This window comes from Parviterribacter kavangonensis, assembly GCF_056863335.1.
In genome coordinates, this window is record NZ_JBXPJA010000001.1 from 1,123,305 (window position 1) to 1,145,720 (window position 22,416).

The 22,416-nt window shown below is 72.4% G+C and carries 23 protein-coding genes; 3 read left to right on the plus strand and 20 right to left on the minus strand.

The annotated features are described in order from the left end of the window. Positions 1-31 precede the first annotated feature (31 nt). From AC1UE4_RS05845 to AC1UE4_RS05875, 7 genes are all read right to left on the minus strand, one after another. Positions 32-487, minus strand: coding sequence for a regulatory protein RecX (locus AC1UE4_RS05845; RefSeq protein ID WP_482916280.1), 456 nt, complete (start codon positions 485-487; stop codon positions 32-34). A gap of 11 nt (positions 488-498) precedes the next feature. Further along, a complete protein-coding gene (recA, locus tag AC1UE4_RS05850) occupies positions 499-1,584 on the minus strand; it encodes a recombinase RecA (protein WP_482916281.1) in 1,086 nt (361 codons plus the stop codon). A 123-nt stretch (positions 1,585-1,707) separates the two neighbouring features. After that, entirely contained in the window at positions 1,708-3,672 is a 1,965-nt protein-coding gene (locus AC1UE4_RS05855) for a M14 family zinc carboxypeptidase (protein WP_482916282.1), read from the minus strand. Positions 3,673-3,763: 91 nt separating this feature from the next. Continuing rightward, positions 3,764-4,282 (minus strand): RNA 2',3'-cyclic phosphodiesterase, encoded by a 519-nt coding sequence (thpR, locus tag AC1UE4_RS05860; protein WP_482918209.1) that lies wholly within the window; start codon positions 4,280-4,282, stop codon positions 3,764-3,766. After that, positions 4,279-5,568 (minus strand): competence/damage-inducible protein A, encoded by a 1,290-nt coding sequence (locus AC1UE4_RS05865; protein ID WP_482916283.1) that lies wholly within the window; start codon positions 5,566-5,568, stop codon positions 4,279-4,281. The genes thpR and AC1UE4_RS05865 overlap by 4 nt, the downstream gene beginning before the upstream one ends. Beyond that, complete coding sequence (locus tag AC1UE4_RS05870; RefSeq protein WP_482916284.1) at positions 5,565-6,341, minus strand: helix-turn-helix domain-containing protein; 777 nt, start codon at positions 6,339-6,341, stop codon at positions 5,565-5,567. Before AC1UE4_RS05870 ends, AC1UE4_RS05865 begins: the two co-directional genes overlap by 4 nt. A gap of 24 nt (positions 6,342-6,365) precedes the next feature. Continuing rightward, the gene (locus AC1UE4_RS05875; RefSeq protein ID WP_482916285.1) at positions 6,366-8,858 is read right to left on the minus strand and encodes a DNA translocase FtsK; all 2,493 of its coding nucleotides are present in this window, start codon (positions 8,856-8,858) and stop codon (positions 6,366-6,368) included. Positions 8,859-8,930: 72 nt separating this feature from the next. Between AC1UE4_RS05875 and AC1UE4_RS05880 the strand changes: the two genes are divergently transcribed. Both AC1UE4_RS05880 and AC1UE4_RS05885 read left to right on the plus strand, forming a co-directional pair. Continuing rightward, entirely contained in the window at positions 8,931-9,617 is a 687-nt protein-coding gene (locus tag AC1UE4_RS05880) for a response regulator transcription factor (RefSeq protein WP_482916286.1), read from the plus strand. 9 nt (positions 9,618-9,626) lie between these two features. Next, positions 9,627-11,024: a HAMP domain-containing sensor histidine kinase gene (locus AC1UE4_RS05885; protein ID WP_482916287.1), complete on the plus strand. Its 1,398-nt coding sequence runs from the start codon at positions 9,627-9,629 to the stop codon at positions 11,022-11,024. Here the strand turns inward: AC1UE4_RS05885 and AC1UE4_RS05890 are convergent. The 10 genes from AC1UE4_RS05890 to AC1UE4_RS05935 are packed head-to-tail and all read right to left on the minus strand — an operon-like array spanning position 11,021 to position 20,128. Beyond that, positions 11,021-12,697 carry a ribonuclease J gene (locus AC1UE4_RS05890; RefSeq protein WP_482916288.1) on the minus strand — a complete coding sequence of 559 codons (1,677 nt, stop codon included), beginning with the start codon at positions 12,695-12,697 and terminating at the stop codon, positions 11,021-11,023. The two genes, AC1UE4_RS05885 and AC1UE4_RS05890, sit on opposite strands and share 4 nt — an antisense overlap. Next, on the minus strand, positions 12,694-13,560 hold the full coding sequence (gene dapA, locus AC1UE4_RS05895; protein ID WP_482916289.1) for a 4-hydroxy-tetrahydrodipicolinate synthase: 867 nt from the start codon (positions 13,558-13,560) through the stop codon (positions 12,694-12,696). The genes AC1UE4_RS05890 and dapA overlap by 4 nt, the downstream gene beginning before the upstream one ends. A 41-nt stretch (positions 13,561-13,601) precedes the next feature. After that, positions 13,602-14,069, minus strand: coding sequence for a hypothetical protein (locus tag AC1UE4_RS05900; protein ID WP_482916290.1), 468 nt, complete (start codon positions 14,067-14,069; stop codon positions 13,602-13,604). Further along, entirely contained in the window at positions 14,069-14,491 is a 423-nt protein-coding gene (locus tag AC1UE4_RS05905) for a hypothetical protein (protein ID WP_482916291.1), read from the minus strand. The genes AC1UE4_RS05900 and AC1UE4_RS05905 overlap by 1 nt, the downstream gene beginning before the upstream one ends. A 42-nt stretch (positions 14,492-14,533) precedes the next feature. Next, positions 14,534-15,016: a hypothetical protein gene (locus AC1UE4_RS05910; RefSeq protein ID WP_482916292.1), complete on the minus strand. Its 483-nt coding sequence runs from the start codon at positions 15,014-15,016 to the stop codon at positions 14,534-14,536. A gap of 13 nt (positions 15,017-15,029) precedes the next feature. Beyond that, positions 15,030-15,320: a hypothetical protein gene (locus tag AC1UE4_RS05915; protein ID WP_482916293.1), complete on the minus strand. Its 291-nt coding sequence runs from the start codon at positions 15,318-15,320 to the stop codon at positions 15,030-15,032. Next, positions 15,308-15,982: a 4-hydroxy-tetrahydrodipicolinate reductase gene (locus tag AC1UE4_RS05920; protein ID WP_482916294.1), complete on the minus strand. Its 675-nt coding sequence runs from the start codon at positions 15,980-15,982 to the stop codon at positions 15,308-15,310. Before AC1UE4_RS05920 ends, AC1UE4_RS05915 begins: the two co-directional genes overlap by 13 nt. Further along, entirely contained in the window at positions 15,979-17,259 is a 1,281-nt protein-coding gene (locus AC1UE4_RS05925; protein ID WP_482916295.1) for a M16 family metallopeptidase, read from the minus strand. Before AC1UE4_RS05925 ends, AC1UE4_RS05920 begins: the two co-directional genes overlap by 4 nt. Before the next feature lie 43 nt (positions 17,260-17,302). Further along, positions 17,303-19,570: a polyribonucleotide nucleotidyltransferase gene (locus tag AC1UE4_RS05930; protein ID WP_482916296.1), complete on the minus strand. Its 2,268-nt coding sequence runs from the start codon at positions 19,568-19,570 to the stop codon at positions 17,303-17,305. 51 nt (positions 19,571-19,621) lie between these two features. Then, positions 19,622-20,128, minus strand: coding sequence for a DsbA family protein (locus AC1UE4_RS05935; RefSeq protein ID WP_482916297.1), 507 nt, complete (start codon positions 20,126-20,128; stop codon positions 19,622-19,624). Positions 20,129-20,151: 23 nt separating this feature from the next. On the opposite strand from AC1UE4_RS05935, the gene AC1UE4_RS05940 reads away from it, so the two are divergent. Further along, entirely contained in the window at positions 20,152-20,610 is a 459-nt protein-coding gene (locus AC1UE4_RS05940; RefSeq protein ID WP_482916298.1) for an SRPBCC family protein, read from the plus strand. Here the strand turns inward: AC1UE4_RS05940 and AC1UE4_RS05945 are convergent. From AC1UE4_RS05945 to rpsO, 3 genes are read right to left on the minus strand one after another with little or no spacing between them, the layout of a single operon-like run. Next, positions 20,600-21,595 (minus strand): hypothetical protein, encoded by a 996-nt coding sequence (locus tag AC1UE4_RS05945; protein ID WP_482916299.1) that lies wholly within the window; start codon positions 21,593-21,595, stop codon positions 20,600-20,602. The two genes, AC1UE4_RS05940 and AC1UE4_RS05945, sit on opposite strands and share 11 nt — an antisense overlap. 51 nt (positions 21,596-21,646) lie before the next feature. Beyond that, positions 21,647-22,111: a redoxin domain-containing protein gene (locus tag AC1UE4_RS05950; protein WP_482916300.1), complete on the minus strand. Its 465-nt coding sequence runs from the start codon at positions 22,109-22,111 to the stop codon at positions 21,647-21,649. Between the two features lie 10 nt (positions 22,112-22,121). Further along, positions 22,122-22,385, minus strand: coding sequence for a 30S ribosomal protein S15 (gene rpsO / locus AC1UE4_RS05955; RefSeq protein WP_482918210.1), 264 nt, complete (start codon positions 22,383-22,385; stop codon positions 22,122-22,124). Positions 22,386-22,416 lie beyond the last annotated feature (31 nt).

Genomic DNA, 22,416 nt, shown 5'->3' on the forward strand with positions numbered 1-22,416 from the left:
GCCCGGTGCCTTCGCTTCGCCGGATCGTACCTCACCGGCTGATCGCGCGGACTGCGTCGTAGGCGAGGTCGAGGTCGTAGCCCTTGCGGACGAGGAACCCGAGCGCGCGCTCGCGGGCGCGGTCGTCCGCGGGCGGCTCGCGCAGCTTGCGCTGCAGCAGCGCGACGGCGGCCTGCAGGTCGTCCTCCGCGTCGCGCTGCGCGAGCGCGGCCTCGATGTGCGCGCGGGCGATGCCGGCGTCGCCGAGCTTGCGGGCGATCCGGTCCGGCCCCCATCCCTCGAGGCGCCGCTTGTCGTCCGCGAACCGCTCGGTGAAGCGCGCGTCGTCGAGGTAGCCCTGGTTCTCGAGCTCCTCGACGACCGCGTCCACGACGTCCGCGTCCGGCTCCTTCACCGCGAGGTGCCGGCGCAGCTCGGCGACCGACCGGTCCCGGTGACCCAGGTACCGGTACGCCCTGCCGAGCGCCTTCTCGTACTTCTCGCTCACCGCGCGCGGCGTCAGACGGCGGCGATGGCCTCCGGCATGGCCGGGATGTCCGTGTCGGGCTCGATCTCGGCCACCTTGTCGCGGTCTATCCCGAGTGCCTCGTAGATCTTCGCCTCGATCTCGGCGGCGACCTCCCCGTGCTCGTTGAGGTAGGCCTTGGCGTTGTTGCGGCCCTGGCCGAGCCGCTCGTCGCCGTAGGAGAAGAACGAGCCCGACTTCGTGACGACGCCGTGCTCGATGCCGAGGTCGAGGATGCAGCCCGAGGTGGAGATGCCCTGGCCGAACTCGATGTCGAACTCCGCCTGCCTGAACGGCGGGGCGACCTTGTTCTTGACGACCTTCACGCGCACGCGGTTGCCGACCGCCTCGGTGCCCTCCTTGAGGGTCTCGATGCGGCGGATGTCGAGGCGCTGCGACGAGTAGAACTTGAGCGCGCGACCGCCCGGCTGCGTCTCCGGCGAGCCGAACATGACGCCGACCTTCTCACGGATCTGGTTCGTGAAGAGGCAGAGCGTGCCGGTGCGGTTGAGGTTGCCGGCGAGCTTGCGCATCGCCTGGGACATCATGCGCGCCTGCAAGCCGACGGTGGTGTCGCCCATCTGGCCCTCGAGCTCGGCGCGCGGGGTCAGCGCGGCGACGGAGTCGACGCAGATGACGTCGACGGCCGAGGACCGCACGAGCATGTCGGCGATCTCGAGCGCCTGCTCGCCGTAGTCGGGCTGCGACACGAGCAGCTCGTCGATGTTGACGCCGATCGCCTTGGCGTAGAGCGGGTCCATCGCGTGCTCGGCGTCGATGAACGCGCAGACGCCGCCCATCTTCTGGGCCTCGGCCAGGATGTGGTACATCAGCGTCGTCTTGCCGGAGGACTCCGGGCCGAAGACCTCGACGATGCGGCCGCGCGGGACCCCGCCGATCCCCAGCGCGAGGTCGAGGGACAGCGCGCCGGTCGGGATCGCCTGCACCTTGACCTGAGCGCCCTCATCGCCCATGCGCATGACGGAGCCCTTCCCGAACTGGCGCTCGATCTGGGACAGCGCCCCCTGCAGGGCGGCGTCGCGGGCCTTCGCGGCCTTCTCCTGCTCGCTCACGGACATGCTCTGGTCAACCTCACTCACTTCGTCTGGGACGCAACAGGATGCGTCGGGCATCGGACGGAACACATGCTGAGCGCGGCCGCGTGCCACGGGTGCCACGAAGTGCGCCGGAAGACGCGCGGTTCAGCGCCGGGACACGACGAGGCGCGCCGTGTCGCCGGCCTTCGCGCCGTCCGTCGCGGTTCCGCGGAGGACGAGGCGGTAGCGGCCCGGTCCGAGCGGCGCGCGCAGCGGGACATGCAGCGTCCGCTCCCCCGCCAGGCGCCCGAAGGAGCGGCTCGCGACCAGATGGCGCCGGCGGTCGATCAGTCGAAGGCGCCCCGACCGGAGCACCCCGCCGCTCACCGAGACCGGCACGACGACCGCCCGGGTCGGCGACGCCCGCAGGCGCGGCGCCCCGACCGAGACGCGGAGGATGCCCGCCGTCCGGGAGACGGCCGGCGAGTCGCCGGGCGTGCACGGCGAGACCCGCGCCGTCTGGCCGCGCCCGACGACCACCAGCTCGGAGGTGGCGGCGGAAGACGCGCTCGGGGACGGCGCCTCCCCGGCGCTCGATGAGGTCGCGTCGGCTGGTGTGCAGGACAGGGTCCATGCTTCGCGCGTCCCGTCGCGGCCGATCCACGGCCGTGTCGACGGGCCGATGTGCCAGGTGAACTTGCCGCTCGCGCCGACGGTCAGCGTCGTCTCCACGAAGTCGTCGAGCTGCTGCGGCGGCGTGCGGGTCGCGCAGCCGGTGGCAGTGCAGATCGCGACGGTCGACGTGCGGAACGAGCGGCGGAGGCGCAGGACCGAGCCGGCGGGCGCGGAGCCGGCGACGAGCGCGTGGTCGCGGAGGTCGCCGGCCGCCTCGGCGCCGAGCAGCAGCGCCTCGCGCATCCCGCGCCCGGAAGCCGAGCCGCCGTAGTACTGGTCGACGACCGCGGTCTGGAACGGCCCGTGGAAGACCGGGTTCGTGCCGCTGTCGGACGCCGGGCCGAGCTCGACCGTGTAGCCGTAGGCGCCCTGGGCGATGTAGTTCCAGTCCTCGGCCGCCCCGTTGACGTCGTAGAGCTCGTAGCCGTGCAGCGACTGGTAGCCGGTGACGGCGCCGAGGCGGTCGCCGAGCTCGCGCATCCGCGCCTCGTCGGGCGCCTCGGGGCCGTAGTCGCGGAAGCCCGGCTGGCGCAGCACCTGGGCGACGATCGTGTGGAGCGACTGCACGCCGGTGACCTGCCGGCGCTGGAGCAGCTCGTGGACCGCACGCGACTCGGGCTCGGAGAACGGCGCCGGGCCGCGGTACGTCTCGCTCGTTCGGTCCACGCCCGCGCCGACGCCGCCCCACCCCGCCGCGTAGTTGCGGTTCAGGTCGACGCCCTCCCGGAACATGCAGGGCATCGCCTCCTCCGCCGGCGTCGTCGCGGCGCAGTTGCGACGGCGCTGCTCGTCGACGCCGCCGGCCGCGGCGGGGTCATCGCCGCGCGACGCGACGTAGCCGTCCGGGTTGACGACCGGGACGACGAGCACCCGGACGCGATCGAGCAGCGCGGTGATCCGCGCCGACGTCCCGTAGCCGCGCGCGAGGTCGTGGGCGAACTCGAGCGCCACCTCGCCCGACGGCCACTCGCGCGCGTGATGGAGCCCGAGCACGACGAACACCGGCCGGCCGTCGTCGTCGCGGTTGACGTTGGAGGCCAGCTCGACGCCGGTGATGGGCCGTCCCTCGACCGAGCGCTCCGGCAGCGTGACGGACTGGACGAGCCCCGGATGCGCGGACGCCAGCGCGGCCAGCTCGGAGACGTACTCGTCGAGCACGCGGTAGCGCGGCGCATGCCCGCTCGGCAGCGCCGGCGACGAGGAGGCTCGCGCGACGCGCCGGCGCGACGCCGCGTCGACGTCGCGCACGACCACCCGGTAGGTCCACCCCGCCCGCCGCAGCCTGCGCGCGTCGGCGGCGTCGCGCAGCAGCACCCGCGCGCGGCGCGGCGTCACGTCCTCGGTGACGTCCAGCCCAAGCCGCACCAGCGCCGCCACGTCGAGCCGCCCCGACACGGGGACGTCCACCAGCGTGCTCCGGGCCGACGCGCCCGCGGGGAGCCACAGCGCCGCCACGGCGACGAGGACGCCGACGACGGCCGGGTGGATCGTGCGGCTCCTGATGCGCGCACCGTACCGCCCGCGACCGAGCGCGACGAGCGGAGGCTCACGCCTGCAGACGCACGGAAACCAGCGCCTCGTACCGCGCCCCGCCGCGGCCGAGGTGGGAGCGGAACAGCGTCACGGCGGTGCCGTGGAACGAAGGCAGCTCCGGAAGCGGGGACAGTCCCTTCACACGGACGCGGTCGCCGCGCGCGACGGTGACGTGCGGCCGGTAGGCGCGAACCTCCGGCTCGTGGACGCCGAGATCGGCGAGCGCGGTGGCCAGCCGGCCCTGCAGGTCCGCGGCCGCGCCGTCGTGGTCGACGAGGTCGACGGCGAGCGCCCTGCCGCGGCCGAGGGCGGCGAGCCGTCCGAGGGAGAGCCGCGGCGCCGGCCCGTCGGCGCCACGGACCGCGGCCGAGATCGCCTCGAGGTCCTCCTCCGGCTGCTCGCCGAGGAAGACCAGCGTCGCGTGCAACGACGACGGAGGGAGGACGCGCAGCCCGCTCGTCGCCTCCGTCGCCCAGTCGTGGAGGGCGGAGACCACCCCGTCGGGCAGCTCGAGGGCCGCGAAGAGCCTCAGTCGACCTCACCCAGCAGGACGCGCCGGACCATGTGCATCGCGACGGTCGTGGACCGGTCGCGGACGTCGGTGCGGCCTCCGGGGAGCTCGAGCCTGCGGGTGAGCGAGCCGTCGGGGCCCTCGACGGAGAAGCAGACGGTCCCGACGGGCTTCTCGGGGGTGCCGCCGCCCGGGCCGGCGATGCCGGTGATCCCGACGCCGACGTCGGCGTGCAGCTTCGAGCGCGCGCCGCCGGCCAGCGCCTGCGCGACCTCGACCGAGACGGCGCCGACGCGGTCGATGAGCCCCGCGTCCACGCCCGCCAGCGCGATCTTCGCGTCGTTCGAGTACACGACGAGGCCGCCCAGCACGTAGTCCGAGGACCCGGCGCGGTCCGTCAACCGGCCGGCCAGAAGCCCGCCCGTGCACGACTCCGCCGTCGCGATCGTCAGCCCGCGGTCCTTCAGCAGCCCGGCGACCTGCTCGTCGACCGACGTGCCGTCGTCGGAGAACAGCGTGTCGCTGTGGCGCTCGCGGACGACCGCGTCGAAGGCGTCGTAGACGTCCTGCTGCGGCGGCTCGTACCGGGTGACCACCTCGACCTCGCCACGCCGCAGGCAGGTCGTGATCTCCAGCGCATCGAGGTCGACGCCCGACCGCCGCGCGATCCGCAGCGTCTCGGCGATCTCGGACTCCGGGATCCCGAACATCCGCAGCATCACCTGGCGGTACTCGGTGCGCCCGCCGATCGCGGCGCTCAGCTCCTCGGTCTCGACCGCGGCCGGCCACATGCCCTGCAGCTCGCGCGGTGGGCCGGGCAGCACGACGACCGTGGGACCCGGTCGCCCGTCCACGGGAGGGACGACGAACCCGGGCGCCGTGCCGACCGGCTCCAGCACGGCGGCCCCGACGGGCACCATCGCCTGCTTGCGGTTGCCCGCGCGGATCGCGTCCAGATCGAGATCGGGCCAGCGCTTCGTCAGCCGCTCGAGGATCTTCGCGATCCGCCCCTCGAGCGCCTCGTCGAGCTCGAACGAACGGCCGCAGAACTCCGCGACGATCGCCGCGGTCCGGTCGTCCTCGGTCGGCCCGAGCCCGCCCGACGTGCAGACGACGTCCATCCCCTGCTCGGCCATCCACGCAAGCGCGGCGCGCATGTCCTCGTCGCGGTCGCCGACGACGACGGTGTGCGCGTGGTCGACGCCGAGGTCGCGCAGGCGCTCCGACAGCCACGGACCGTTGCGGTCGAGCACCCGCCCGGTCAGCACCTCGGTGCCCGTGACGACGACGCCGGCGCGCGCGCTCACGACGGCTGGCAGGTCGGACGGCGCTCGACGGGCAGGTCCGACCGCCCGTTCGGCGTGATCGTGTAGCCGATGGGCCCGCTGGAGGGCGGCACCTCGCGCGTCTTGCCGTTGATCTTCAGCTGCAGCGCGTTGTTGCCCAGCACCAGCCGGAACTTCTTCGACTTGTACGTCTCGCTCGGCTGGCCCGGCTGGAGGATCTGGTTGCCGATCAGGATGTCGCCGCTCGCGTTGACCAGGCACACCGAGATGGCCGCCGTCGGGACGATCTGCACCCGCACCGTCGTCGGCTTGGCCGGCGCCTTCTTCTTCTCCTTCGCCGGCTTCTTCTTCGCCATCGTCTGCGTCGGCGTCGACGTGATCTGCGAGGCGTCGTCGCCGCCGTCGTCGGCGCCCTCGCCGATGATGAACAGCGCCACGACGATCGCCGCCAGGACGAGCCCGACGATCGCGAAGCCCGGCAGCCCGCCGCGCCCGCCCCCGCCGCCCGAGCGGCGGCGCTGCTCGCGCGCGGTCGGCCGCCGGATCGGGTGCAGCTCGCCCGTCTCGAGCGGATCGTGGCGCAGCTTGTACTCCTCGACCAGCGCCCGGCTGTCCAGCCCCAGCGCGTCGGCGTACGTGCGCAGGAAGCTCTTTACGTAAGTCGGGCCCGGCAGCAGGTCCCACTCCTCGTTCTCGAGCGCACGGAGGTACTTGGCGCGGATCTTCGTCCGCACCTCCATGTCCGTGATGTCGATGCGCTGGCGCATGCGCGCCTCGCGCAGAGTGGCCCCCACTTCCGGCATCGTCAGCCGGAGAACCTACTCGGGCGGCGGCGGAAGCTCCGGGGAACCGCTTGCCGCACCGGTTCCTTGCTTCTCACGCAGGTTCTCGATGAAGCGCGTGACGTCGGACGGCGAGACGAGCACCTGACGCGGCTTGGAGCCCTCGTAGCCCGAGATCACGCCGCGCCGCTCGAGCATGTCGATGAGCCGGCCCGCGCGCGTGTAGCCGAGGCGCAGCCGCCGCTGCAGCATCGACGTCGACGCCGTGCCCATCTCCGCGACGAGGTGGATCGCCTCCTCGAGCAGCGGGTCCTCGTCGGGATCGAAGTCGTCCGGGCCGGCGTCCTCCGTGCCCGTGTCCTCGTCCTCGACCTCCTCGAGCAGGTCCTCACGCAGCTCGGGCTCGCCCTGCTTGCGCCAGAACTTCGTGATCTTCTCGATCTGAGCCTCGTCGATGTACGCGCCCTGGATGCGCTGCAGCTTGGAGGAGCCGACGGGCGAGAACAGCATGTCGCCCTTGCCGAGCAGCGTCTCGGCCCCGTTCTGGTCGAGGATCACGCGCGAGTCGGTCTGCGACGAGACGGCGAACGCGATCCGCGACGGGACGTTCGCCTTGATCATGCCCGTGATGACGTCCACGCGCGGGGACTGCGTCGCGAGGACGAGGTGGATGCCGACCGCGCGCGCCTTCTGCGCGAGGCGGATGATCGAGTCCTCGACGTCGGCCGGCGCGACCATCATGAGGTCGGCGAGCTCGTCGATGACGCACAGGATGTACGGCAGCGGCTGGTCGCCGCGCTCGGCCCGGTAGCGGTTGAGCTCGGGCAGGTTGCGCGTGCGGGCCAGCGACATCCGCCCGTAGCGGTCCTCCATCTCCTTCACGAGGTTCTGGAGCGCGTTGGCCGCCATCCGCGGGCTCGTGATGACCTGCGTGAGCAGGTGCGGGACGGCGTCGTAGTGGTTGAGCTCGACCTGCTTGGGGTCGACGAGCACGAGCTTGACCTCGTGCGGGCTCGCGTTCAGCAGGACGCTCGAGAGCATCGCGTTGACGCACGCCGACTTGCCCGCGCCGGTGGTGCCCGCGACGAGCAGGTGCGGCATCTTCGCGAGGTCCGCGCCGACGGCCTTGCCGGCGACGTCCTTGCCCAGCCACACCGTCAGCGGCGACCAGTCCGCCGGCCGCGCCGCAAAGACGTCGCCGAGCTGGACGACCTTGCGGCGCGTGTTCGGCACCTCGACGCCGACCGCGGTCTTGCCGGGGATCGGGGCGAGGATGCGGATGTCGGTCGCGGCGAGCGCGTACGCGAGGTCGTCCTTGAGCTGGGCGACCTTGCTCATCTTGATGCCGGGCGCGAGGCGCAGCTCGTAGCGCGTGATGTGCGGGCCGGCGGTCGTGCCGATCACCCGCGCCTCGACGCCGAAGTGGCCGAGCGCCTCGACGAGGTTCTTCGCCGTCTCCGCCTGGCCGGCGGTGTCGGGGCGCGCCTGCTCGGCGGTGGAGCGCTTGAGCACCTGGCCCGGATCGGGATTGACCCACTCGAACTCGGGGTCGTCGGTGATCGAGGAGCGGTAGCGGCCCTGCGGCGTCAGGTCGTCCGGGCCGACCTCGACGTGGCGCGTCGCGGCGGCGACCTCGGCGGCCGTCTCGGGATCCTCGCCGTCGTCGGCCTCGCCTTCGGCCTCGGCGTCGGCCTCCGGCTCGGTCGAGCTGAACAGCTCGGGCTGCCCGGGCTCCTCCACCGGGTCGACCGACCACGGCGGCGGCTCCTCCTCGGCCGGGCCCTCGGATGCGGCCGGCTCGAACTCGGGAACGGGCTCGGGCTCCGGCAGCGGCTCCCACACCGGTGCGCGCGAGGACTTCGTCACCCGCGGCTCGTCGTCGGCCGGCTCGGGCGGCGTGATCGGGCGACGCCGGCGCGGTGCGGGCTTGCGGGCCGGCGCGGCGGTGCGCAGCGCGCGGGTCGTGTCGCTGACGCCGGTGTGCGTCGCCTTCAGCACGCCCGCGACGGACGCGCCGGTCAGCAGCAGCACCGCCGCGAGGAAGAGGAAGAACGCGAGCACGTCGACGCCGAAGTCGCCGATCAGCATCGCCAGGTTGGTCTCGAGCAGGTCGCCGATCGTCCCGCCGTTCTCCGCGCCCAGCCACAGCGCGGCCGCGAAGAAGAGGCAGATGCCGCCGGAGCGGAACGGCCGCACGGCGGGAAGCACGGGCCGCAGGACGAGGATGGCCCCGATGGCGCCGAGCGCGATCGGGACGCCGTAGGCCATGTCGCCGCCGAGCGACGTCAGGGCGTCGACCAGGGTGCGGCCCGCCTCGCCGCCGTCGCGGTCGCGGTAGAGCACGAAGCCCAGGAACACGGCCAGCGCGACGAACGCGAGGCCGAGCATGTCGAAGTGGCGCTGCTCGAAGTGCAGGCTCTGCGAGGAGCTGCGCTTGCGGGCCTTGGCACGCGACCCGCCGGAGCGGGGCGTCGGCTTCTTCTTCGCGCCGGTGCGCGGGGAACGGGATGGCGTACGAGTTGCAGGCATGGGCGGCCCGCTTCCCTTCGACGCCAATGCGCTTCATCCTGCGCAAAGGAACGCGACTACGCTGCCACGCGCGTGAGCGGTTACACACGAGATCCCCGGGTTCTGGTCGTCGAGGACGACGAGGACATCGCGCTTGCGGTGCAGCGCTCGCTGCGCATGGAGGGCTACGAGGTGCGCATCGCCGGCGACGGCGAGGTCGCGCTGGAGCAGGCGACCGCCTTCATGCCCGACCTCGTGATCCTCGATCTCGGCCTGCCGAAGCTCGACGGGATCGAGGTGGCGCGCCGCATGCGCGCCGACGGCGACGTGCCGATCCTCATGCTCACCGCCCGCGACGCGCTCGAGAGCCGCGTCGAGGGCCTCGACTCCGGTGCCGACGACTACCTCGTCAAGCCGTTCGAGCGCCAGGAGCTGCTCGCCCGCCTGCGCGCGCTCCTGCGGCGCCGCCCGCCCCGCGGCTCGCGCTCGTACGTCGTCGCCGACCTGACCCTGAACCCGGACACCCACGAGGTGCTGCGCGGCGACCGCCGCATCGAGCTCACCCAGCGCGAGTTCGAGCTGCTCGAGTACCTCATGCGCAACGAGCGCATCGTCGTGCCGCGCCAGCGGCTGCTCGAGGAGGTCTGGGGCTACGACCCGTTCGCGACGACGAACACCATCGAGGTGTTCGTGTCGAACCTGCGCCGCAAGCTCGAGGCCGGTGGCGAACCGCGCCTCCTGCACACGATCCGCGGGGCGGGGTACGTCCTGCGCGCGTAGGGTGCGCCCGTGAAGGACCTCTACGCGCGCATCCCCTTCCGGTGGCGGCTCGCGGGCGGCTCCGCGCTGCTGACGCTCGTCATCCTGCTCGCCTTCGCGGTGGCGGTCGGCGTGCTGACCTCGCGGCGGATCCAGAGCGAGTTCGACTCGAGCGTCTCCGCGGCGGCCGACCGGCTGCAGGACGCGGTCGGCATCACGATCGGCGAGGTCGGCCCCGGGACGTACCGGATCAGCGTGTTCCGCCCGAACCTCACGACGTTCGTGCAGGGCGAGCAGGCCGCGGCGCGGCTCGTGATCGCCGAGAACGGGCGCGTGCTCAAGCGCAGCCGCAACGCGCCCGACCTCGGGCCGATCGTCGGCCAGACCGTCGAGTTCAACGGCTACCGCGTCGAGAACCGCGCGGTCCGCACGCTGCCCGGCGCCCACCTCTTCATCCAGTACGGGCGCCCGAAGGCGTCGGTCGAGGCGACGGTGCGGCGCGTGCGCCTGTTCCTCGTCGGCGGCGTGGTCGGCGGCGCCGGCCTCGCGCTGCTCGCCGGGCTCATGATCGCCAAGCGCGCGATGCGCCCGATCACCGACCTGACCGCCAGCGCGCGGCGCATCGAGATCTCCCGCGACCCGTCCGAGCGGCTGCCCGAGCCGGGCCCCGCCGAGGACGAGATCGCCGAGCTCACGCGGACGCTCGAGCAGATGCTGCGCGCGCTGGCGGAGTCGCGGTCCGAGCAGGAGCAGATGCTGCGCCGCCAGCGCGAGTTCGTCGCCGACGCGTCGCACGAGCTGCGCACGCCGCTGACGAGCGTGCTCGCGAACCTCGACTTCCTCGCCGAGACGCTGCAGGGCGAGCAGGGCGACGCCGCCCGATCGGCGCTGCGCTCATCGCAGCGGATGCGCCGCCTCGTGCAGGATCTCCTCCTCCTCGCGCGCGCCGACGCGCGCCGCGCCGCGCCGCACCAACCGCTCGACGTCGGACAGGTCGTGGTCGAGGCCGCCGGCGAGCTCGAGCCCGTGACGAACGGCCACGTGCTCAGCGTCGACGCGCCGCACCTCGTCGTCGACGGCGCGCGCGACGAGCTGCACCGCCTCGTGCTCAACCTGATGGAGAACGCGATCAAGCACACGCCCGAGGGGACCCACGTCCGCGCGGCGGTGCAGCGCGTCAACGGCGACGTCGAGCTCTCGGTCGAGGACGACGGCCCCGGCATCCCGCCCGAGCTGCGCGACAGGGTCTTCGAGCGCTTCGTCCGCGGCACCGGCGACCGCGGCGGCCGGGGCGGCTCGTTCGGCCTCGGGCTGGCGATCGTCCGCGCGGTGGCGGAGTCGCATGGCGGCCGCGTCGAGCTCGACGAGCCGGAGGACGGCCGCGGGACCCGCTTCGTCGTGCGGCTGCCCGCCGCGGCGGAGAACTAGACCTCGACGACGACCGGCAGCACCATCGGGCGGCGGCGCAGCCGGTCGTAGACGAACGCGCCGAGGTCGTCGTGCAGGACCTTCTCGAGCAGGTCGACCTCGCGGATCTCCTCGACGGCGGCGCGCTCGATCGACCGCTCGATCTCCGCGCGCAGGTCGCCCAGCAGGTTCTCGGCCTCGTCGGGGAACGGGACGCCGCGGAAGATGACCTCCGGCTCGGCGACCGACTGGCCCGTCTGCTCGGAGATGGTGGCGACGACGACGAAGATGCCATCGGCCGACAGCATCCGCCGGTCGCGCAGCGCGACGTCGTTGACGTCGCCGATCTCGAGGCCGTCGACGAAGATCATGCCGCTCTGCTCGCGCTCGCCGAACCGGGCGCCGTCCCCGTCGATCTCGAGCGGCATGCCGTTCTCGCCGTGGAAGATCGCGTCGGGGTCCATGCCGACGGCGACCGCGAGCTCGCCGTGCAGGCGGATGCGCTTGTGGTCGCCGTGGAACGGCATGAGGTACCGCGGCTTGGTCAGCCCGACCATCAGCTTGATCTCCTCCGCGTACCCGTGGCCGGACGCGTGGATCGGGTAGTCGCGCGCCGTCACGACCGTGCAGCCGATGCGGAAGAGGCGGTCGATCGTCTCGTTGATCGCGCGCTCGTTGCCGGGAATCGGCGTCGCGCTGAAAACGACGGTGTCGCCGGGCTTGAGCTCGACGGCCGGGTGGTCGTTGTGGGCCATGCGGCGCAGCGCGCTGCCCGGCTCCCCCTGCGACCCGGTCGACATGATCACGAGCTTCTCGTCGGGGAAGTCGTCGATCTCGCGTGCGCCGATCATCACGCCCTCGGGGATCTCGGCCAGGCCGAGCGACCGCGCGATGTTCTGGTACTTGCGCATCGAGCGGCCGACGAGCGCGACCTTGCGGTCGAGCTGCGCGGCGGCGTCGATGACCTGCTGCACGCGGTGGACGTTCGAGGCGAAGCTCGTGACGACGACGCGGCCGGGCGCGCGCTCGATGACCTCGGTGAGGTGCGGGCCGACGCCCGCCTCGCTCGGTGACCAGCCGGCGCGGTCGGCGTTCGTCGAGTCGCCGCAGAGCAGCAGCAGCCCGTCCTCCCCCAGCTGCGCCAGGCGCCCGAAGTCCGGGCCGCCCGAGCTGACCGGGGTCTGGTCGAACTTGTAGTCGCCGGTGACGAAGACGGTGCCGACGTCGCACGTGACCGCGACGCCGGCGGCGTCGGGGATCGAGTGCGTCATGTGAACGAGCTCGAGCGTGAACGGGCCCGCGTCGATCAGCTCGCCGGGGTCGACGTCCTCGAGCTCGACGTCGCGCAGCTTGTGCTCGTCCAGGCGCGAGCGGGCCATCGCCATCGTGAGCTTGCGCCCGTAGACGGGCGGCGCGTCCTCGGCCTCGCGGCCCCAGAGCTCGCGCAGCACCCACGGCAGCGCGCCGACGTGGTCCTCGTGGGCATGCGTGATGACGATCGCCTCGACGTCGTCCTCGCGGCCGCGCAGGTACTGGAAGTCGGGCAGGACGAGGTCGACGCCGGGCATCTCGGCGGTCGGGAAGCGCAGGCCGGTGTCGATGATGACGATGCTGCCCTCGTACTCGAGGACCGTCATGTTCTTGCCGATCTCGCCCAGACCGCCGAGCGGCAGGACGCGGAGGGTCCCGCTCAACGGCTGGCGGGCTCCAGCACCCCGTGACGCTCGAGCGCCGAGCGCAGCTCCGCCTTCTCGGCCTCGTCGAGCTGCACGTACGGCAGCCGCGGCATGTCGCTCGGCAGGATCCCGAGCATCGCGAGCCCGGCCTTCAGCGCCATCGCGGCGGGGTGGCGGCCGAGCGCCTCGTACAGCGGCATGAGCCCCTGCTCGATGGCGCGGCGGTCTTCCGGCGACGCGTCGACCATGCGCGCCATCTCCTCGCCGGCGAGGTGGCTCGCGGTGAGGATGCCGCCCGGCTCGCCGAGGTCGAGCACGTCGGCGAGCATGTCGTCGTTGCCGGCGTAGATCTGCAGCCCGTCGATCCGCGCGAGGTTCGCGTGGTTGGCCTGCTTGACCGCCTCGATGCCGTTGATCTGCGCCAGCTCGGCGAGCAGGTCGTTCGGCATGTCGAGCCCCGTGCGCTGGGGGATGTTGTAGAGGACGATCGGCTTGTCGGTCGCCTTCGCGACCGCCTTGAAGTGCTCGACGATCCCGCGGCGCGGCGGCTTGTTGTAGTACGGCGTGACCGACAGGATCGCGTCGACGCCGAGCTCCGTCGCCTTCTCGGTCATGTGCACGGCGTGCGCCGTGTCGTTCGACCCGGTGCCGGCCGTGACGGTCGAGCCCTCGGGCTTCTCGCTCACTGCCAGCTCGACGACGCGCAGGTGCTCCTCGTCGGTGAGCGTGGACGCCTCGCCGGTCGTGCCGCACGCGACCACGCCGTCCGAGCCGTGCTCGATCAGGTGCCGGTGCAGCGCGACGAACGCGGCCTCGTCGACGCGGCCGTCGGCGTCGAACGGCGTGACGATGGCGGTGAGGATCGCACCGAGCGCGGGCACACGGGAACCCTAGCGCTCGCGCCCGGTGCGTCCTCCGGTCGTCAGGCGTTCGACTTGCACTCCGGGACGCCGACCTGGTCGGCGAGCTCGTCGCCGCGCTTCTGCAGGTCGTCGATCTCCGGCGTGTACTTCTCGATGACCTGACGCGGGTCGCCGCCGGCGCGCAGCTCCTTGGTCACCTTCTCGAGCAGCGCGATCTCCTTGTCGTTCAGCCCCTCGACCTCGGTCTGCAGGTCCTCGTACTTGTCCGGCGCCTGGAGGTCGGCGAAGCGGTCGCGGTACTTCTTCTGCAGGTCGGTGCCCTTCTGGAAGAAGTCGGCGAGCGCATCCGACGAGGTCGACGCCGGCTCGCCGAGCGAGTCGCTCTCCTTGTCCTGCTCGGTGCAGAACTTCTTGACCTCGGCCTTGTACTCGGACTCGCTGAGCTGGTCTCCCCCGCCGTCGCCGCCGCACGCGGCCACGCCGAGCGCCAGCGCCAGCAGCGCCGCGAGCAGGTACGCGCGCCGCATCAGCCGGCCAGCGGGTCGCCGCTGGTCATGCCGGGCGCGGGCCCCGGCCCGGGCTGCTCCTTCGGCGGGAAGGTCGGCGACTTGTCGGCCGGCGGCTGGTCGCCGAGGGGATCGCCCTGATCCTTCGCGGCCCCGCCCTGCGCCTGCGGCGGCTCCCCGAGCGGATCGCCGGGCGGCGTGGGCGCCGGCGCCGTCGACGGGAAGTCGTCGGCCGGGTCGCCCTGCGTGTGGCTGGGCCCGGGCTCGGGCACGAGCCGGTCCTCCGGCGGCGTGACCGGCCGCCCGTGCTTGTCGTACTCCACGGCCGGGCCGGCGCCCGCGGAGGCGCCGCTCGCCTGCTTCTCGTTGAAGTCCTTCTGGACCTCATCGAGCTTCGCCTGGGCCTGCTCGGCCAGCTTCTTCGCCTTGTCCATGAACCCCATGGCGCGAACCCTAGACCCGTTCGCGGCGGGAGGATCGGGCCGTCAGCCGGAGCACTCGGGCACGCCGAGCTGCTTGGAGGCCTCCTGCGAGCGCGCCTGCAGCGACTGCAGGCGCGTCTGCGCGTCGGTGAGGACCTCCTGGGCGTCGCCGCCCTTCTCCAGCTCGGAGATGACGTGCCGCACCTCGTCGGCGCCCTCCCGGTTGGCCTTCAACGTCGCCTCGTGGGCGTCCTTGAGCTCGTCGGGCGGATCGAGGTCGGCGAAGCGCTTCGTCGACTGCTCGTTCGTGGCGAGCAGCTGCTTGAAGTAGTCGACGATCGCCGCGTTCGTCGCGCGCGTCGGCTGGTCAACCGCGTCGCTCGCGCGCTTCGCGTCCTGGCAGATCTTCTTCGCCTGCGCGCGGTAGTCGCCGGTCGAGAGCGCGTCGTCCCCGCCGCACGCGGAGAGGAGCAGGGCCGCGGCGAGCAGAGCGGCAAGGAACGTCGACCGCGTCGCCGCGCCGACGATGGTCCGGCGGTGTCTCATGGCGGCGCGCAGGCTAGCGCTCGAGGGCGTCGGTGAAGCGCCGCGGGACGCGGGCGCCGTCGCCCTCCTCCCACAGCGTGACGACGACGAGCTCTCCGCGCGGGACGTCGTGGCGGCACACGAAGATCACGTCGCGGTCGTCGAGATCGACGACGTCGACGGTGCCCCGGCGGCCGGGCCGGACGCTCTTGGCCTGCCACGCGCGGCCGACCCGTTCGGTGATCTCCGCCTTCGCGTCGAGCGTCCCGCGCACGCGCTGGCGGTACCGCTCGGCCGCGTGGTCCGTGACCGCTATGAGCGCCACAGGACGTGCTCGAGCCCGACGGTCACCCGATCGGGAAGGCCGGCGACTGCCCGGACGGCGAGCACGACGCCGGGCATGAACGACTCGCGGTCGATCGAGTCGTGGTGGATCGTCAGCGTCTGGCCGACGTCGCCGAGGATCACCTCCTGGTGGGCGACGAGGCCGGGCAGGCGGACCGAGTGGATCGGCACGTCGCCCTCCATCATCTCGGCGGTGCGCGCGGCGGTGCCGGACGGCGCGTCGAGCTTGCGGTCGTGGTGCAGCTCGATGATCTCGGCGCGCGCCATGTGCTTCGAGGCCTCGGCGGCGAAGCGCATCATCAGCACCGCGCCGATCGCGAAGTTCGGGCAGAAGAGGACGTTCGGGCCGGGCTCCTTCGCCGCCCGCGTGCGCGCGGCGTCGACGTCCCAGCCGCTCGTGCCCACGACGGCGTGCACGCCGGCGTCGAGACAGGCGAGCACGTTCTGCAGCGCGGTGTCGGGGCGCGTGAAGTCGACGAGCACGTCGGCGTCGTCGACGACCTCCGAGACGTCGGTGCCGAGCGCCGGGTCGGCGCGGCCGGTCAGCTCGAGCCCGTCGGCCGCCTCGACGGCGGCGCAGACGGACTGCCCCATCCGGCCCGCGGCGCCGGCGACCGCGACCCTGAGCGGGCTGTCGCTCATGCCGCAAGCGCCTCGTGCACGGGCGCCAGCGCGGCGCGGAAGGCCGGTTCGTCGGAGCCGATGCCGGCGGCGCTCAGCCGGTCCGGCGCGAGCAGCTCGCCCGCGAGCGTGCTGACGTCCTCCACGGTCACCGCGTCGATGCGCTCGATGACCTCGTCGACCGTCAGCAGCGGCAGCCCGGCCAGCAGCGAGGCGCCGAGGCGGTTCATGCGCGCGGCGGTCGACTCGAGGCCGAGCACGACGCGACCCTTCACGTTCTCCTTCGCGCGGTCGAGCTCCTCGGCGTCGACCGGCTCCTGGCGCAGCCGCTCGAGCTCGTCCCCCACGACATGCAGCGCCGCGGCGACGTTGTCCGGGCGCGTGCCGAGGTACAGGCCGACCTGGCCCGTCCCGGCGAAGAGCGACTGGAACGAGTAGACGCTGTACGCGAGGCCGCGCTTCTCGCGCACCTCCTGGAACAGCCGCGACGACGACGTCCCGCCGAGGATCGTGTCGAGCACGCGCAGCGCGTGGCGGCGCTCGTCGTCGCGGGCGATGCCCGGCGCGCCGAGGCAGACGTGCACCTGCTCGGTGTCCTTGGTGAAGAAGCGCACCTGCGGCGGCGTCGGCGACGGCGGCGTGACGAGCGCGGGCACGGGTGCGCCCACGCGCTCGGCCTGCGCCTCCTCGACGAGCGCGACCAGCTTGTCGTGATCGAGCGAGCCTGCCGCCGCGACGACGACGTTGCGCGGCACGTAGCGCTCGGCGTGGAACGCGCGCAGCCCGTCGGACGGCGTGCCGGCGACGACCTCGGCGCGGCCGATGATCGCCCGGCCGAGCGGGTGCCCCGCGAAGACCGCCTCGCCGAGCACGTCGAAGACCTTGTCCTGCGGGTCGTCCTCGTACATCGCGATCTCCTCGAGGACGATCTGGCGCTCGTTCACCAGGTCCTCGTCGGCGAACCGCGGCCGCCAGACCATGTCGGCGATGACGTCGAGCGCCTTCGGCACGTGGACGTCGAGGACGCGCGCGTAGACCGACGTCGTCTCCTTGCCGGTCCCCGCGTTGATCTCGGCGCCCATGGCGTCGAAGATCTGGTCGATCTCGAGCGACTCGTAGCGGTCGGTGCCGCGGAAGAGCATGTGCTCGATCAGGTGCGACAGCCCGGCCTCGGGCTCGTCCTCGCCGGACGAGCCCGTGCCGATCCAGAAGCCCAGCGCCACGGATCGCACCGAGTCCATCGACTCGGTGACGACCCGGACGCCGGAGTCCAGCTCTGTGACCTGCGGCTCGACCACGTTCAGGGGTTACGGGTCGGCGGGTGGGTTGCTGTTGACGGGGTCACTCGTCGCGGTTGCGGCGCGGACGGCCGGAGCCGCGGCCGTTGCCGCCGCCGCCGTCCCGGTCGCGGCGCGGGCCGCGGTCACGCCGCGGGCCGCGGTCGCCACCGCCACCGCCGGAGCCGACGGTCGCCAGCTCCTCGGCCGACTTGCCCTCGACCGCCGGGTCGTTGGCGAGGCGCAGCCCGATGCGGCCGCGCTCGCGGTCGACCTCGACGACGCGGACCTCGAGCTCGTCGCCCTTGTTGAGGACCTCCTCGACCGTGTCGGGCCGCTGGCCCGGCGCGATGTTGGAGATGTGCAGCAGGCCGTCGGTGCCCTTCGCGAGCTCGACGAACGCCCCGAACGTGGTCGTCTTGACGACCTTGCCCGTGAACGTGTCGCCGACCTCGACCTCCTTGGTCATCGAGGAGATCCGATCGCGCAGGGCCTCGCCCAGCTCGCCGTTCGACGAGTAGACCAGCACCTGGCCCTCGTCGTTGACGTCGATCTGCGACTGGAACTCGTCCTGCAGGCCGCGGATGGTCTCGCCGCCCTTGCCGATGAGCAGGCCGATCTTGTCCGGGTCGATCTTGAGCTGCAGGATCCGCGGCGCGTACTTCGACATCTCCGTGCGGGGCTCGGAGATGACCTCGCCCATCCGCTGCAGGATGAACGAGCGGGCCTCCTTCGCCTGCGCGAGCGCGTCGCGCATGATCTCGAAGGTCACGCCGGTGATCTTGATGTCCATCTGGAGGGCGGTGATGCCCTCCTCGGTGCCGGCCACCTTGAAGTCCATGTCGCCGAGGTGGTCCTCGACGCCGGCGATGTCGGTGAGGACCACGTAGTCGTCGCCCTCCTTGATGAGGCCCATCGCGATGCCCGCGACCGGCGCCTTCAGGGGGACGCCCGCGTCCATCATCGACAGGGTCGAGCCGCAGACCGACGCCATCGAGGACGAGCCGTTGGACTCGAGGATGTCCGACACGACGCGGATCGTGTACGGGAACTCCTCGGTCGACGGCACGACCGGGATGAGCGCCCGCTCGGCGAGCGCGCCGTGGCCGATGTCACGCCGCTTGGGGCCGCGCATGAAGCCGGCCTCACCCACGCTGAAGGGCGGGAAGTTGTAGTGGTGGAAGTAGAACTTCTGCGTCTGGAGCCCGAGGGTGTCCAGGCGCATCTCCTCCTTCAGCGTGCCCAGCGCCGCGACGCTGAGCGCCTGCGTCTGGCCGCGCGTGAAGAGCGCCGAGCCGTGCGTGCGCGGCAGCAGCCCCGCCTCGACGGTGATCGCCCGGATCTCCTTCTCCGAGCGGCCGTCCGGGCGCAGCTTGCGGACGGCGATGCGCTCGCGCACCGTCGTCTTCTCGAGCTTCGCGAACGCCTTGGCGGCGTTGGCGCGCGCCTCGGCGTAGTTCTCGGCGTCGGGCTCCGGGGTGAAGCGCTCGATCGCCTGCTCCTCGACCGCCTTCGTCGCGTCCTGGCGCTCGAGCTTGTCCTCGACCGAAGTCGCCCTGTCGACGGCCTCGCCGAACTCGGAGACCATCTCGTTGTAGAGGTCCTCGGGCACGCCGGCCTCGGGCACCTCGACCTTGTCCTTGCCCGCGAGCTCACGCAGCTCGAGCTGCGCCTGGCAGAGCTTCTTGATCTGCGCGTGGGCGATGTCGAGCGCGTCGAGGATCTCGGCCTCGGGCACCTGGTTGGCGCCCGCCTCGACCATGAGGATGGCCTCCTCGGTGCCGGCGACGACGAGGTCCAGGTCGCTCTTGCCCTCGGCCAGGTCGGCCTCGGACGGGTTGATGACGAAGTTGCCCTCGATCTGGCCGATGCGGACGGCGCCGACGGGCGCGGCGATCGGCACGGGCGAGATCTGCAGCGCCGCGGAGGCGCCGTTCATCGCGAGCACGTCGTACGGGTGGACGTGGTCCACCGACAGCGGGATGCCGACGAGCTGCGTCTCGTAGCGCCAGCTCTTCGGGAACAGCGGGCGCAGCGGGCGGTCGATGAGACGAGCGGTCAGCGTCGCCTCGGTGCCCGAGCGGCCCTCGCGCTTGAAGAACGAGCCCGGGATCTTGCCCGCGGCGTACATCCGCTCTTCGATGTCGACGGTCAGGGGCAGGAAGTCCGCGTCGCGGAGGTTGCCCATCGTCGCGGTGCTGAGGACCACGGTGTCGCCCTGACGGACGACGACGGCGCCGGAGGCCTGCTTGGCCATCTTGCCCGTCTCGAAGGTGATCTCCTCACCCGCGATCTCGACAGAGACGGACTTCACGGCGTCATTGGAAGCCATATGGAGTTGTTCTCCTCTTCTGGGCGCGCCCTTCGGTCGGCGGGCCCCTTCTTACTTCTTCTCTTGCTCCGAACTCCGCGTGAGGATAGCGGCGAGGAGGTCCCGTTCCGGCGCACCGGCGTGCAGAGCGCCCCACGGATCGACCAGCGTCGGCGTCAACGTGATCCCGGCGCGCATCCCCGCGCGGACGTCCGCGCGAACCCGATCGGCGGTCGCGTCGGCGCGCCGGTCGGCCTCGAATCGCTCGAGATCGAGCCCCAACCGCTCCACATGCGCCCACAGGTGCGGGTCGTCGATGCGGCCGGGGTCGTCGTAGACGGCGTCGTGGAACGACCAGAACGCGTCCTGCGCCGCCGCCGCCTCCGCCGCGTGCGCCAGCGCCACGGCCCGCGGGTGCTTGGCCTTCAAAGCGAAGTGGCGGAACGCGACGCGCAGCGGGACGTCGCGCAGCCGCTCGCGCGCGACGACGCAGCGCGGGCAGGTGAAGTCCGCGTAGAGGACGACGAGCGGCGCGCCCGCCGGCCCGCGGACGTGATCGGCGTCCGTGATCGGGGGCACCGGGGCGCTCGTAAGGCTCACTGATGGCGCTCCACGTGCTGCATCGTGAGCAGATCCTGCCCGGAACGCCCGGCGAGGTGTTCCCGTTCTTCGCCGACGCGCGCAACCTCGAGGCGATCACGCCGCCGCTGCTGCGCTTCGAGGTCGTCACGCCGGATCCGATCGAGATGCGGGTCGGGACGCTCATCCAGTACCGCCTGCGGCTGCACGGCGTCCCCGTCAGCTGGCTCACGTCGATCCAGGCGTGGGAGCCGCCGCACCGCTTCGTCGACGTGCAGGTGCGCGGGCCGTACGCCGTCTGGCACCACACGCACACGTTCGAGGACCGCGGGGACGGCACGACGCTCATGCGCGACGTCGTCCGCTACGGGATCGGCTTCGGCCCGCTCGGGGCGCTTGCGCACCGCCTCTTCGTGGGGCGGGATGTCGCGGCGATCTTCGACTTCCGCCGCGACGCGATCGGACCGCTGCTCAGGGCGTGACGACCTGCAGCCTGTCCCACGGGAACTTCGCGAACATCCCGTTCTGGTCGGGGTAGCGGCCCTCGTACAGGGACGGCCACGGGTCCGAGCCGATGCTCTTCGGGTCCTCGCCGTAGAACGACACGGCGCCGGCCTTGTCGCGCACGACGATCCCGTAGCGCTGCGCGGCCTGCGCCATGACGCCGGCCATCCACGGCAGCCCGAGCGAGCGGATGTCGAGCGTCGGCGGCAGCCGGAAGCGCGTGCCCTCGGGGATACCGCCGCCGACGACCGTGCCGTCGGTGCGGTTCGCGGGCGCGGTGAAGATGGCCGCCGTCGCCTCGGGCACCGAGAGCGCGAGCGCGTGCGGGATGTTCCCCGCCCTGACCTCGTCGGGCAGCATGAGCCCACCGTGCAGCGGCAGGCCGGTCGCCGTCGCCCCGTACGGCCACGGGAAGACGCCCGCGTTCTGGCTGGCCTGCGTCATGGCGCCGCCCCAGCTCGCGTGCCAGCCGTCGGCGAGCTTGCGCAGCTGCCACAGCTCCCACATCTTGTCCGTCGAGGGCTGCCAGATGACCGCGTGCCCGTCCGTGCCGGCGGCGGGCAGCGCCGTCGAGGGCAGCGGCACCGAGCCGAGCGCGGAGCGCAGGATGTCGTTGACCGTCGAGACCGGCGCGTCGAGCGCGATCTTCACGGTGCTCTGCGTCGCGCCCACGCGGTAGACCGGCGTCGAGTACTGGCTCGTGTTGACCCACGAGCCGAAGGCGTTGACCTGGCGGACGAGGTCGTCGACGAGCTGCTGCGAGTTCCCCGCGACCGGGGCGTCGGCGGCGAGCGGCTTGTTCCAGACGCCGGTGGGGCTGAACGGCACGGTCGTCGACGCGGTCGACGTCGTGGTGGTCGGGGACGTCGTCGGGGCGGTGGTCTTCTTCTTGGCGGCGTCGGCGGCCGGCGCGACCGCCAGCGCGGCTGCGGCGGCGATCAGGAGGAGGCGGCGGGGGAGCATGCCCTTCCTATCGGCGAACGCCGATGCACCGCTTTAGGGACTTCTACGCGGTCAGGTGCGGACGGCGAGCCCGTCGAAGATGAGGTTCGCCCCGGGCAGGACGCCGGGGTTCTCCCCCTCCCAGCTCCACTGCACGACGCCCTCGGGATCTACGATCACGAGCGCGCGGTTCGAGAAGCCGCCCGGCTCGAAGTACGCGCCGAACGCCTTCGAGACCGCGCCCTTGGGCTCGAAGTCCGACAGCTGCGGGATCGTGACCCCGAGCTTCTCGCGGAACGCCTTCTGCGACCAGACCGCGTCGCACGAGACGCCGTAGAGCTTCGCGCCGCGGGCCTCGAACTCGTCGAGGACCTCCTCGTAGACCTGCAGCTGGTCGGTGCAGACCGGGCTGAAGGCGAACGGGTAGAAGACGAGCACCGACGTCTGCCCGAGCAGGCTATCGCGCGTGACCTTGTTGCCGTCCTCGTCGATGAGGCGGAACTCGGGCGCGGGGGTGCCGGGCGCGATGATCGCCACGGCGGCCGTCCTAGCGGCGCAGGCCGAGCTCGCGGATGAGCTCGCGGTACGCCTCGAGCTCGTGGCGCTGGAGGTAGTTCAGCAGCCGGCGGCGCTTGCCGACCAGCATGAGCAGGCCGCGCCGCGAGTGGTGGTCCTTGCGGTGCGTGCGCAGGTGATCGGTGAGCTCGTTGATGCGCGCGGTGAGCAGCGCGATCTGCACCCGGGTCGAGCCGGTGTCCTCCGGCCCGCTGCCCCAACGGGTGATGATCTCCTGCTTTGCGTCCTGGGTCAGCGACATGCGACGAGAGAAGGTAGCACCCGCT